The organism is Salinicola sp. JS01 (genome assembly GCF_030284585.1).
In the GTDB taxonomy this organism is placed as follows: domain Bacteria; phylum Pseudomonadota; class Gammaproteobacteria; order Pseudomonadales; family Halomonadaceae; genus Salinicola.
This window is the reverse complement of record NZ_CP127244.1, coordinates 4,236,382-4,249,402: the sequence shown is the minus strand read 5'-3', so window position 1 is coordinate 4,249,402 and position 13,021 is coordinate 4,236,382. Positions and strand designations below refer to the sequence as shown.

General features: G+C 66.2%; 11 protein-coding genes. 5 read left to right on the top strand and 6 right to left on the bottom strand.

All coding sequences use genetic code 11. The annotated features are described in order from the left end of the window. Positions 1–44 precede the first annotated feature (44 nt). Positions 45–707 (top strand): GntR family transcriptional regulator, encoded by a 663-nt coding sequence (locus QO259_RS19370; RefSeq protein ID WP_285951247.1) that lies wholly within the window; start codon positions 45–47, stop codon positions 705–707. A 214-nt stretch (positions 708–921) separates the two neighbouring features. After that, positions 922–2,274, top strand: coding sequence for an NAD(P)/FAD-dependent oxidoreductase (locus tag QO259_RS19365; RefSeq protein WP_285951246.1), 1,353 nt, complete (start codon positions 922–924; stop codon positions 2,272–2,274). 58 nt (positions 2,275–2,332) lie between these two features. Here the strand turns inward: QO259_RS19365 and QO259_RS19360 are convergent, their stop codons facing one another. Continuing rightward, entirely contained in the window at positions 2,333–3,196 is an 864-nt protein-coding gene (locus QO259_RS19360) for a bifunctional allantoicase/(S)-ureidoglycine aminohydrolase (RefSeq protein WP_285951245.1), read from the bottom strand. A 308-nt stretch (positions 3,197–3,504) separates the two neighbouring features. Between QO259_RS19360 and QO259_RS19355 the strand changes: the two genes are divergently transcribed. After that, entirely contained in the window at positions 3,505–4,944 is a 1,440-nt protein-coding gene (locus QO259_RS19355; RefSeq protein ID WP_285951244.1) for a YfcC family protein, read from the top strand. Positions 4,945–5,001: 57 nt separating this feature from the next. On the opposite strand, the gene QO259_RS19350 is transcribed toward QO259_RS19355, so the two are convergent. The 5 genes from QO259_RS19350 to puuE form a co-directional block, all read right to left on the bottom strand. Beyond that, a complete protein-coding gene (locus tag QO259_RS19350) occupies positions 5,002–5,844 on the bottom strand; it encodes a MurR/RpiR family transcriptional regulator (protein ID WP_207036415.1) in 843 nt (280 codons plus the stop codon). A gap of 179 nt (positions 5,845–6,023) precedes the next feature. Next, on the bottom strand, positions 6,024–6,752 hold the full coding sequence (locus QO259_RS19345) for an amino acid ABC transporter ATP-binding protein (RefSeq protein WP_285951243.1): 729 nt from the start codon (positions 6,750–6,752) through the stop codon (positions 6,024–6,026). Next, positions 6,733–8,067 (bottom strand): amino acid ABC transporter permease, encoded by a 1,335-nt coding sequence (locus tag QO259_RS20410; RefSeq protein WP_502949122.1) that lies wholly within the window; start codon positions 8,065–8,067, stop codon positions 6,733–6,735. Before QO259_RS20410 ends, QO259_RS19345 begins: the two co-directional genes overlap by 20 nt. Before the next feature lie 14 nt (positions 8,068–8,081). Beyond that, entirely contained in the window at positions 8,082–8,897 is an 816-nt protein-coding gene (locus QO259_RS19330; RefSeq protein ID WP_285951242.1) for a transporter substrate-binding domain-containing protein, read from the bottom strand. Positions 8,898–9,216: 319 nt separating this feature from the next. Further along, a complete protein-coding gene (gene puuE, locus QO259_RS19325; RefSeq protein ID WP_207036423.1) occupies positions 9,217–10,149 on the bottom strand; it encodes an allantoinase PuuE in 933 nt (310 codons plus the stop codon). A 443-nt stretch (positions 10,150–10,592) separates the two neighbouring features. Between puuE and QO259_RS19320 the strand changes: the two genes are divergently transcribed. Further along, positions 10,593–11,336 carry an aspartate/glutamate racemase family protein gene (locus QO259_RS19320; protein WP_285951241.1) on the top strand — a complete coding sequence of 248 codons (744 nt, stop codon included), beginning with the start codon at positions 10,593–10,595 and terminating at the stop codon, positions 11,334–11,336. Between the two features lie 268 nt (positions 11,337–11,604). Continuing rightward, positions 11,605–12,969 carry an NCS1 family transporter gene (locus QO259_RS19315; protein WP_285951240.1) on the top strand — a complete coding sequence of 455 codons (1,365 nt, stop codon included), beginning with the start codon at positions 11,605–11,607 and terminating at the stop codon, positions 12,967–12,969. The last annotated feature ends 52 nt before the right edge of the window (positions 12,970–13,021 follow it).

Here is a 13,021-nt window from a genome sequence, read left to right as displayed (position 1 = left end):
GCATTTGTACACAATATGCAAAATTCCCACACAGTCTCCACATCATGGCATTCAAGACCCGGGCCCAGTACGTCGCCGACGACCTGCGCCGACGCATTCTCGGCGGCGAATTCAGCGGTGGTACCCAACTGCGCCAGGATGCCCTGGCCAAGGATTACGGCGTCAGCCGGATTCCGGTACGCGAAGCACTGCTGACCCTGGAAGCCGAGGGGCTGGTCGAGTTCCACGCCCACCGCGGCGCCTTCACCACCGAGCTGTCGGTGGCCAAGATCCGCGAGCTGTTCGACCTGCGCGTGCTGGTCGAGGGCTACGTGCTCGAACGTGCCATCCCGCGCCTGACCCCGGCGGACCTGGCACAGGCCGAGACCATCCTGAGCGACTACGACGCCGCCCTGAATGCCGGCCACCAGATCGATCACTGGAGCGATTTCAACTTCGCCTTTCATCGCGCCCTTTACGCCCCCGCCGAGCTGCCCGAGGCGATGGCGATGATCGCGCAGCTCAACACCAAGTCGGATCGTTACATCCGCATGCAGCTGCTCTATACCCGCCAGATCGAAAAGGCCGAGCGCGAGCACCACGCGCTGCTCGATCTCGCCCGCCAGGGGGACGCCGCGGGCGCCTGCCAGGTGCTCGAGCGGCATATCCTCGACGCCTGCGAGGGGATCGTCGCGGTACTCGAGCGCCACCTGGCCAGCCAGGCTTGAGCGCGAGCCGCCCCGCGCATTCACCGGCGACAGCCTCGACGAGGTTGCTCGCCGTCTCTGTGCGCCGCGCGTGATCCCCGCGCACCGCCGGCAATAGCCATCGACAAGCGCCCCGGCGGCGGGCATGATGGATTTTATACAATCTACAAAGCCATCATCGTGATGCGCGCCAACACGAGTCATCGGCGCGCTACCCAGCGCGAGACGCCTGCCCATGCCCACTCTCTCCACCGCCCCTGCCTCGCCGAATGCCCGGGGCTCTTCGGACGCCCGAAGCGCTTCAGATGCGGATATCGCCGTGGTCGGCGCGGGCATCGTCGGCGTCTGCTGCGCGCTGGCGCTGGCTCGCCAGGGTCAGCGCGTGCTGGTGCTCGACCCGCAGCCACCGGGAATGGGGGCCTCCTTCGGCAATGCCAGCCATCTGGCCACCGAGCAGGTTTTCCCCATCGCCGATGCCGGTATCCTCAAGCGCCTGCCGTGCATGCTGCTCGACCCGCTGGGCCCGCTGCGCCTGGACTGGCGCCACCTGCCGCGCGGGTTGCCGTGGTTCGCGCGCCTGCTGTGGAACCTGCGCCCGGCGCCCTATCGCGCCAGCGTGGCCGGGCTCGGCGCGCTCAACGGCGCCAGCCTGGGCGCCTGGCAGCGGCTGCTGGCCTCGGTGGACGCCGCCCCCTTGCTGCACCAGCAGGGCTCGGTACTGGCCTACGAGAAGCCGGAGTCGCTGGCGCTGCTGACAGCGCTGGCCGAGCGCACCCGCGCCCAGGGCGTGCCGGTGGAGCCGTGGGACGCCGCCAAGCTCCATGCCGCGGCGCCGACACTCTCGCCACGCCTGCGCGGCGGGCTCTTCTTTCCCGCCACCGGCCACTTCCTCAATCCGCTGCGGGTGGTGGAAACCGTGGCCGAGGCGGCGCGGCGCGAAGGCGTGCGCTTCGTTCGCGAACGGGTGCAAGACGCTCACACATCGGCGGATGGCGTCACGCTGACCACCGCGCAGCGCACGCTGCGGGTCGACCGCGTGCTGATCGCCTGCGGCGCCCACTCGGCCGCGCTGACAGAGGCGCTGACCGGCGTCCGCGTGCCGCTGGACACCGAGCGCGGCTACCACCTGATGCTGCCGCGGGAGCCGGAGCGGCTGCCGTTCGCGGTCACCGCCTTCGAGCGCCGCTTCATCATGACGCCACTGCCCGACGGCCTGCGCCTGGCCGGCACGGTGGAGTTCGCCGGGCTCGAACGCCCGCCCAACCTGGAGCGTGCCTGGCAGTTGCATCGTCTCAGCAAGGGGCTGTTCACGCACGAGCTGGACATCACCGATGCCAGCACCTGGATGGGCTTTCGCCCCTCGCTGCCGGACTCGCTGCCGATCATCGACCGTGCCCGCGGCGGTCGCGTGCTGCTGGCGTTCGGCCACCAGCACCTGGGGCTGACCCAGGCGGCGATCAGCGCCGAGATGATCGCCGCGCTGGCGACTCCCGGCGATGCTCCCCTCGCCCCCAGCAACCCGGACGCAGCCCACGACCTGCCGGCGTTCGCACCCTATCGCCTGACGCGCTTCGGCCGCGAGCGCTGACGATGGGCGCTCAGTCAATCGGCGCTAAAGTGATGAACGCCAGGCCCGGGCCTTGGACTCAGCGGCGTGACAGCCGCAGCGGCATCTGCCGATTGACGTCCTTATAGAGCAGATAGCGGAACGGCCCCGACCCGCCGGCATAGCAGGACTGCGGGCAGAAGGCGCGCAGCCACATGAAGTCGCCGGCCTCGACCTCGACCCAGTCCTGATTGAGGTGATAGACCGCGCGCCCCTCTAGCACATAGAGGCCATGCTCCATCACATGGGTCTCGTCGAACGGAATCACCCCACCCGGCTGGAAGGTGACGATGGTCACATGCATGTCGTGGCGCAGGTCGGCAGGGTCGACGAAGCGTGTGGTCGCCCAGCGGCCGTCGGTATCCGGCATCGGCGTCGGCGCGATCTCCTGCTCGTTGGTGACGAAGGCCGGCGGTACCTCCACCCCCTCGACGACCTCGTAGGCCTTGCGGATCCAGTGAAAGCGCACCGCCTCGGCGGCGTGATTGTAAAGCTGCCAATCGCACCCCGGCGGCAGGTAGGCGTAGCCCCCCGGGGTCATGACATGCGTCTGGTCGGCCAGGGTCAGGGTCATCTCCCCTTCGACCACGAACAGCACGCCCTCGGCCTCCGGGTCCGGCTCGGGGCGCTGGCTGCCGCCGCCGGGAGCGACCTCCATGATGTACTGGGAGAAGGTTTCGGCGAAGCCGGAGAGCGGGCGCGCCAGCACCCACAGCCGGGTCTTCTCCCAGTGCGGCAGGTAGCTGGTAACAATATCGCTCATCACCCCTTTGGGGATCACCGCATAGGCCTCGGTGAACACCGCACGGTCATGGATCAACTGGCTCTGCGGCGGCAGACCGCCATGCGGGGCGTAATAGCGGCGTGGCGGCTGGACGCCGCGGGGAGCATCGGATTGCGACATGGGTCCTCCTCGGTGAAGGCGCGGTGTCACCCGGGCGACTCGCGATCGAGCCCCGGGCCGGCACAGGCCCGTGAAACATCAAGCAAAGTGCATGAAACGCCAATGAAACCAGCGTAACGGAAGAGGGCTTTTCGCGGCCATCGAGTTGTGAAACTATCGATCGGGTCCGAACGGCCCCGCGTCTCGGACGCGCCCAGGGCGTCACCACAAGGATAAACAGGGGGCGGCGTCATACGCCGCAGGCACGCGCTCTCCGCCGGCTCGTCCGGCCATCACAACAGCAACACGACAGAGAGGACGAAGCGTCCATGAGCCCATCATCCGAGGCGGATCTTGACCGTTCGCACAAGAAACGATCGTTTCATATACCGCATATCTACGCCATTCTTTTCCTCTTCATCATCCTCGCGGCCATCGCCACCTACCTGATCCCCGCCGGCGTCTACGAGCGCGTGCCGGGGCCAGCGGGACGCACCACCATCGACCCGGCCTCGTTCCATTACGTGCCCGCCACGCCGACCGGGCTGACCGACTTCCTGCTGGCGATCCCCAACGGCCTGATGAGTGCCGGTCAGGTGGTGTTCTTCACCCTGATCATCGGCGGCATGTTCGCGGTGCTGCGGCGTACCGGCATCATCGAACTGGGTGTGGATAACCTGACGCGCCACTTCGCCGGACGCAGCCTGTGGGTGATTCCGGTACTGATGACGCTGTTCGCCGTCATCGCCACGCTGATCGGCACCCAGGAGCTGTCGCTGGTTTACGTGCCGGTGATCCTGCCGCTGATGATCGCGCTGCGCTTCGACTCGGTGGTCGCCGCCGCGGTCGCGCTGTGTGCCACCACCGCCGGCTTCACCGCCGGCGTGCTCAACCCGATCAACACCGGGCTCGGCCAGCAGCTCTCTCATCTGCCGCTCTATTCGGGCTTCGGCCTGCGCCTGGTGGCACTGGTCGCCATGCTCGCGGTGGCCGTGGCGTGGGTGCTGCGCTATGCCCGCCGCGTGCGTGACGACGCCAGCGCCAGCCTGCTCGACGACGACGCCGGCGAGCACGCCAAGCGGCACCACTACCAGCATGCGCTGGATGCCGACAAGCCGCGCGCCAGCGGACGCCAGAAGGCCGCCATCCTGGCCGCCCTGGGCTTCTTCGCCGCGCTGGTCTACGGCGTGCTCGGGCAGGGCTGGTTCATGCTCGAGATGGCGGGGCTGTTCATCGTCATGGGTATCGTCGTCGGCCTGATCGCCGGACTTAAGGTCGATGCCATCTGTGAAGGCTTCAACGAGGGCTTCCGCGACGTCATGGTCGGCGCCATGATCGCGGGTATCGCCCGCGCCGTGGCCGTGGTACTGGAAGATGGCCAGGTACTCGACACCATGGTCCACGGCCTCGGGGTCGCGGTGGGCGGGCTGCCCACGCTGTTCTCGGCGCTGGGCATGTATCTGGCCCAGCTCGGCTTCAACTTCGTGGTCCCCTCCGGCAGCGGTCAGGCGCTGGTGACCATGCCGATCATGGCACCGCTCTCGGACCTGCTCGGGGTGACCCGCCAGACCGCGGTCCTCGCCTATCAGCTTGGCGATGGCATCGGCAATATCCTCTACCCCACTTCCGGCTACTTCATGGCCACCCTGGCCCTGGCCGGCGTGCCGTGGCAGCGCTGGGTGCGCTTCTTCCTACCCCTGTTCGGCGCCTGGGTGGCGATCGCCGTGACCCTGTTGCTGTTTGCCCAGGCCAGCGGCTGGCAGGGTTAGGCGCGCTACGAAAACGGCCTGCGCTCGTGAATGGAGCGCAGGGTTCCGGGCAGCCCTTCAGGGGCCCAGCTCGTCGAGCGACTCATACAGGTCGGTGATGCCATCGATCCGCGCCCGTCCCGATGCCAGCCGGCGGTGCAGCAGGGCGTTGACCAGTAGGCAGATCAGGCTCATCGGCGCGGCGTAGCTGTCGAAGGCCGAGACGCTGTCCAGCGGGCACTCGAGCCGCCAGGTGACGCGCTCGGCGTAGCGCGCTGTGGTGGCATCGCCGATCAGCACACAGCGCTGCCCGCGCGCCGCCAGGGTCTCGACCAGCGCCTCGAACACCCGCGGCCGGCGGCGGAAGCCGAACAGCACCACCAGGGTCTCGGGATCGAGCTCGGCGAGCTCCTCGGCCAGCGACTGATTGGGCGCCGGCCACAGCGCCACGCCGGGGCGGCACTGCAGTAGCTGCTGGCGTAGATGCAGCGCCAGCGGGTAGCTGTTGCGATAGCCCACCACCGCCAGCCGCGGCGCGGCGTCGAGGGCGTCGATCACCGCCTCGAAGCTGGCCGCCGAGAGCCCGTCGAGGCAGCGCTGCAGATTCTCCTGCTCGCGGGCCAGGTGCCGGGCACAGCGCTCGGCGCCCTCGCCCAGGGCGTCGCTGCCCGCCGCCAGCGGCACGCCGAAGTGGCGCAGCTCCCGGGCGTGGGCCTTGACCGCCTTGAAGTCGGCGTAGCCCAGGCGCCGGAACAGCCGCGTCACGGTGGCCTTGGAGACCCCCGAGAGACGCGCCAGATCGGCGGCGCTGTAGATCGCGAGATCCTCGAAGTGATCCAGAATGAAGCTGGCGACGCGCCGCTCCTGCGGCGCCAGTTCGCCGAAGCGCTGCTGGAGCTGACGTCCGATATGGCCCTGCATGGGTGCTGTCCCTGCCTCTCGTTCCCTGACTCTCGTTACCTGACTTACCTTCCCTGGCTCACACTCCCTGACTCACACTCCCGGGCGCATCATGTTCTGACCAGAGCTGCGGCCACTCTATCATCGATATCCCCCGCCGCCGCGTCCGGGGCCACGAGCCGTATCCCCCCGACACCGGCTCATAGCACCGAGGCGATGAAGTGGGCGAGCTCCGGCGTCTGCGGCCGGGTGAATAGCGTCTGCGGGTCGCCGGATTCATGGATCCGCCCCTGATGCATGAAGACGACGCGGTCACTGACGTCGCGGGCGAACTTCATCTCATGGGTGACCAGGATCAGTGTCATCCCTTCACTGGCCAGGTCTTCGAGCACGCGCAGCACCTCGCCCACCAGTTCGGGGTCGAGCGCCGAGGTCACCTCGTCGCACAGCAGCACCTTGGGATGCATCGCCAGGGCCCGGGCAATCGCCACGCGCTGCTGCTGGCCGCCGGAGAGCTGGGCAGGATAGGCGTCGACCTTCTCGGACATCCCCACCTTGTCGAGCACCTCCTCGGCGATCTTGCGGGCCTCGGCGCGGGGCGTCTGCTTGACCACCACCGGTGCCAGCATCACGTTCTCGACCACCGTCTTGTGCGGGAACAGGTTGAAACTCTGAAACACCATGCCGACGTTCTGGCTCAGCTCGCCCGGCGACATCGCGCTGCCGTCGAGGCGCTGATCGGCCAGATGGATGGTGCCCCAGTCGTGTTGCTCGAGCTGGTTGAGGCAGCGCAGCAAGGTACTCTTGCCCGAACCGCTGCGACCGATGATCGACACCACCTCGCCGGCCTCGATCTCCAGATCGATGCCCTTGAGCACCTCCAGCTCGCCGAAGGATTTATGCAGGTCTTTAACGGATACCAGCGCCATAGAGCTTTTTCTCCAGATGACGGGCGTAGCGGGACAGCGGATAGCAGAGGATGAAATACCCGAGCGCCACCAGCGCGAAGATGGTGAAGGGCGCGAACGCCGCGTTGTTGAGCATGGTGCCGGCCTTGGTCAGCTCGACGAAGCCGATCACCGAGGCCAGCGCGGTGCCCTTGATGACCTGTACCGAGAAGCCGACGGTGGGCGGCACCGCCAGGCGCAGCGCCTGCGGCAGGATGACGTGGCGCATCGACTGCAGATAGTTGAGTCCGAGCACCCGGGAGGCCTGCCACTGGCCGCTGGGTACCGCCTCGACGCAGCCGCGCCAGATGTCGCACAGAAAAGCGCTGGTGAACAGCGTCAGCGCCACGCTGGCCGCGGTCCAGGCGGAGACATCGAGCCCCAGTGCCGCGGCACCGAAATAGGCCAGGAACAGCTGCATCAGCAGCGGCGTGCCCTGGAACAGATCGACGTAGAGCCGGATCGACCAGCGGATCGGCTTCAGCCCGCCCATGCGCAGCAGGGTCAACATCAGCCCGACGGCGGCTCCGCCGATGAAGGCGATCAACGACAGGACCACCGTCCAGCGCCCTGCCAGCAGCAGGTTGCGGACGATGTCCCACAGCGTGAAATCGGTCATGCCGCCCCCCTGGCGAAACGCGAACAGGCGGCGCCCGGCGAACTCGAACGCCAGCCGCAGCCCCACCGCCAACAGCAGATAGATCAGCGTCACCACCAGATAGACTTCGAAGCCGCGGAAGCTGCGCGACTGGATGAAGTTGGCGGCGTAGGTCAGGTCGAAGACCGAAATCTGGGACACCACCGCGGAGCCCAGCATCACGATGATGCACTGGCTGATCAGCGACGGATAAACCCGCGAGAACGCCGGCACCAGGACCACGTGCCGGAAGCTCTGCAGACGCGATAGCCCCAGCGCGCGGGCGGCTTCATGCTGACCTCTCTGGGTCGAGTCGATCCCCGCACGCAGAATCTCGGCGGTATAGGCGCCGAGATTGAGGATCATCGCCAGTAGCGCCGCGACCGTGGCGCTGATCGGAACGCCCAGCGCCGGCAGGCCGAAGAACAGAAAGAACAGCTGGACGATGAACGGCGTGTTGCGGATGACCTCGACATAGCCGCCCAGCAGGCGGCCAATGAGGCTCGGCCGGCCGTTGACGGCAGCGTCCCGCAGGTAGGCGACGACGATCGCCAACGCGATCCCGGCCATCGTCGTCACCGCAGTCAGCCACAGCGTCGTCATCAAGCCGTGGAGGATCTGCGCCGTGTAGGGCAGCAGCGTGGAGAAATCCAGCGTCATGACCGCTTACCCACTCAGGAGGAGAGATCGTCGGGCAGCGTGGTGTGGAACCACTTCTGCGACATCGATTCCAGCGTGCCATCCTGCTTGGCCTGCTCGATCAGCGCATTGACGCGTGCCTTGAGCGCCTCGTTGCCCTTGGCCAGGCCGATATAGCAGGGCGAATTCTTGATCCGCAACACCGTGGTCGGTGCCCGCTCGGTATTACGCTCAGCGATCTGTGCCGCGACCACGTTACCGGTGGCGATGTAGTCGACCTGGCCGGAGAGAAAGGCGGAGATCGTGGTGGCGTTGTCCTCGAAGCGCTGGACGGTGGTATCGCTCGGCACCAGATCGGAGAGTTCCATGTCCTCGACCGAGCCGCGGGTCACGCCGATGGTCTTGCCGGCGAGCCCGGCGGCGTCTGCGACCGTTGCGGCAGCGGGCGTGCCGAACACGCCGAGGAAGAACGGCGCATAGGCCTCGGTGAAGTCGATCACCGCAGCGCGCTCGGGGTTCTTGCCCAGGCTCGAGATCACCAGATCGACCTTGTCGGTCTGCAGGAACGGGATGCGATTGGCACTGGTGACGGTCACCAGCTTCAGATCGACACCCATCTGGTCGGCCAGATAGTGCGCCATGTCGATGTCGTAGCCCTGCGGTTGCAGGTCGGTGCCCACCGAACCGAAGGGCGGGAAGTCCTGCGGTACCGCCACCCGCAGTGTGCCGCGCTGTTCGATGGTGGCCAGGTCGCTGGCCTGGGCCGATAAAGCCGTGAAGCCGGCGACGACGGTGCAGCAGAGCGCCAGCACGAGTTGACGCGAGAATCGATTCTTGACGCAGGCGAACATGCCATACCTCCCCGAGAGAGCTTGTCAGTTGTTATGCCGATAGCGTGATGCCGATAGAGAAACGATTGACGACTTCTCTATCGGAGGAGAAACGTTGGTTTCACATCACGTCTTAGCAAGCTCGGCGCCAGATCGGTTATCTGCGCTGTCGATTCAGGGAGTTAGCCAGTGAAAAAAGCCCGACATCACGGTCTCGACGGCCCGACCAGGGAGAGAGAGTGGTCGAAACGGGGGCAAGGGAGCGCGCCCACGCACCACGAAGAGGCGTCGGGGGTGCCGGGTTCGATTCAGGTGAGCCGAACCCGGCGCGAGCGGCCCGTTAGGCGGGCGGGTGCTGGCTGGCCCAATGGCGGGCGATATCCACACGCCGGGTGATCCACACCCGGTCGTGGGCCTCGAGATGATCGAGGAAGCGCTGCAGCGCACGGAAGCGCCCGGGGCGCCCGATCAGCCGGCAGTGCAGGCCGATCGAGAGCATCTTGGGCGTCTCCGCCCCCTCTGCATAGAGCACGTCGAAGGCGTCACGCAGATACTGGAAGAACGGCTCGCCGTGATCGAAGCCGGTCGGCGAGGCGAAGCGCATGTCGTTGCTGTCCAGGGTGTAGGGCACGATGAGGTGGCGCTGGCTGCGCCCCTGACTGTCGTCGACATCGCGCCAGAACGGCAGATCGTCGCCGTAGTAGTCGCTGTCGTAGAGGAAGCCACCTTCGTCGACCAGCAGACGTCGCGTGTTGGGGCTGTCGCGGCCGGTGTACCAGCCCAGCGGGCGCTCGCCGTAGAGCGACTCGAAGATCGCCAGCGCGCGCTGTAGATGCGCCCGCTCCACCGCCTCCGGCACGTGCTGGTAATGGATCCAGCGATAGCCGTGGCAGGCCACTTCGTGACCCAGCTCACGGAACGCCTGGGCGGCTTCCGGATTACGCTCCAACGCCATCGCCACGCCGAACACCGTCAACGGCAGGCCGCGTCGTTCGAACTCCTTGAGCACCCGCCACACCCCGGCACGGGAGCCATATTCGTAGATCGACTCCATGCTCAGATGACGATCGGGGTAGGCCTCGGCCCCGGCGATCTCGGAGAGAAACTGTTCGGAGTGGCTGTCGCCATGCAGTACGCAGTTTTCCGCGCCCTCTTCGTAGTTGAGCACGAACTGCACCGCGACACGCGCCTGGCCGGGCCAGTTGGCCTGGGGCGGGTTACGGCCGTAGCCGATCAGGTCGCGGGGATAGCCGTCATGCGCGGGAGACGTCATTGCAGAATTCCTTGTTCTAGTACCGGGTGCAGTGCCGGTATCCGCTGCCGGTGTCCACTCGGCGCGCGATCGGCGGCACGAAAATGTATGCATACAAGGGAAACATGAATTGTATCCAGTCACGCTGCAAGCCTGCCCATGATGCGCCGACACGAGCCGACTGTCTCGCGCTCAGGCATCGCGCCAGATGCTGTATACGCAAGCGCCCGGCGAAAAATCATTCGATGGCAGGTGACAACCTACTGACATGGCTTGAAAAGCTCGATGATGGCCGCCCAGACGACGTCTGCAGGGCGGCGTTGACGAGGTCATCCTGCTTGCGTTGCGCCGCCATCTCGCTTAGATTTTTTTGTATACAAAGACTATAGCTCACCGCCCATACCGCCAGGCCTCGATGCCCTGCTGCTGCGCCGCGTCGAGCCTCGTTCAGGAGTCACTCCCCGATGCGGATTCGCGTCATCAATCCCAACACCACCACCAGCATGACCACGACCATCGGTGAGGCGGCCGCACGCATCGCGGCGCCGGGCACCGAGATCGTGGCGACGACCCCCAAGAGCGGCCCGGTTTCCATCGAGAGCCACTTCGATGAAGCCATCAGTGCCGTCGGCGTGCTCGAAGAGGTCATGGCGGGGGAGCGCGAGGGCGTGGATGCCTACATCATCGCCTGCTTCGGCGACCCGGGGCTGCTGGCCGCCCGCGAGCTGACCCGTGCCCCGGTCATCGGCATCGCCGAGGCAGCCTTCCACATGGCCACGCTGATCAGCACCCGCTTCTCCATCGTCACCACTCTGGGTCGCACCGGCATCATCGCCGAGCACCTACTCGACCAGTACGGCTTTCGCCACCACTGCCGCCGCGTGCGCGCGGCCGAGATTCCGGTGCTGGACCTGGAGAGTGACGGCGACGCGGCGCTGACCCGCATCATCGAGGAGTGCCGGCGCGCCCGTGACGAGGACGGCATCGGCGCCATCGTCCTGGGCTGTGGGGGCATGGCCGACCTGACCGCTGAGATCAGCAACGCCGTCGGCCTGCCGGTAGTCGAGGGTGTGACCGCCGCGGTCAAGCTCAGCGAGGCCCTGGTGGGGCTGGGCCTGGGCACCAGCAAGGTCGGCGATCTGGCCTTCCCCCGGCCCAAGGCCTTCACCGGGCGCTTCGAGCATCTGTCTCACATGACGCGTACCTGACGCTTCCAGGACACTCACGAGACTCTCGCAAGTCACTCTCGCAAATAACTCTCACAAATAACTTTCGCACCTAACTCTCACAAGACATCGAGCGAGTGATACGAGCCACGAGGGCCGAACCCTGTTGGACAGGCCGCCCCGGTCACACAGCCATCAGCCAGGATAGCGCCACATGAAACCCTAGAGCCCGAGCAGCACGCCGCAAGAGTTCGCCCGGTTCACGGCCGGGACAACAACAACAGTGATCCCTTCTTGCGAGGACGACAGCATGCGTCATGATTCCAATGCGGCTCGGACCCTATCGGCCGAGCCAACCGACACGGCCACCAAGGCCGCCGGCCAGGAGTCGCTGGCCCCACAGCAGACCCGCATCATGGGTCGCACCTCCTATCTACTGGCCTGGTTCGGCGGCTGCGTGTCGATCGGCACCTTCACCATGGGCTCCAGCGTGGTCGGCACGCTGAACCTGGTCCAGGCGACGCTGGCGATCGCCATCGGCTGCTTCGTGATCGGTATCGCCCTGGCCCTGAACGGCGCCGCCGGCTACAAATACGGCATCCCTTTCATGGTCCAGGCGCGCAGCGCCTTCGGCTTCAGCGGCACCCGCCTGCCGGGGCTGGTGCGCGCCGTGCCCGCCATCGTCTGGTACGGTTTCCAGAGCTGGATCGGCGCCGGCGCGCTGAACATGGTCTCGGCGACCCTGTTCGGCTTCGACAACCTGATCTTCTACTTCATTGCCTTCCAGTTCCTGCAGATCGCCCTGTCGGTGACGGGCTTCCAGGGCATCAAATGGCTGGAGAACATTGGCAGCGCCTTTATCCTGGCCTCGCTGGTCTACATGTTCTACAGCACCACGCAGCGCTACGGCGACGAACTCTCGGCCAGCCTGCTGACCATGAAGGGCTCCTGGGGCATGCCCTTCTGGGGCGCGACCATGCTGTTCCTGGGCATCTACAGCACCATGATGCTCAACGTCAGCGACTATTCCCGTGAGCACAAGGCGGGCAGCGGCCCGGGGTTGTTGACCACTATCTACGCCATGTCGATCCTGCCCTGCACGCTGTTCATGGGGCTGATCGGCTATATGGTTTCCGAAGCCACCGGCGTCGCCGATCCGATCAAGGTGTTCGCCAATGCGGTCGACAATACACCGCTTCTGATGACCACTCTGCTGTTCATCGCCTTCGCTCAGGTCACCACCAACGTGCTCAACAACGTGGTGCCGCCGACCTACGTGCTGATGGATACCTTCAAGCTCAAGTACCGCACGGCCGCGGTGGTCGTCGGCCTGCTGGCCTTCGCTACCTTCCCCTGGGAGCTGGTCAAGGATGAGTCCGCCGCCGGCCTGCAGGTCTTCGTGCAGACCTACTCCGCCTTCCTCGGTCCCATCTTCGCCATCCTGGTGGTCGACTACTACCTGATCCGCCGCCGCACCCTGGATCTCGACAAGCTGTACGACTCGAGCGGGCCCTACCGCGGCGTGAACCTCGGGGCCGTGATCGCCACCCTGGTGGGTGTGGTCTCGGCCTTCAGTTTCTCCACCGTCTCCTGGTACGCCAGCCTGCTTCCGGCCGGGCTGACCTACTTCCTGCTGATGAAGTACTGGTCTCCATGCCAGCGCTTTTGCGACTGAGGCCACGGCATCGAGGGCATCGAGGACATCGGGAACGACGACAGGGCGGGCA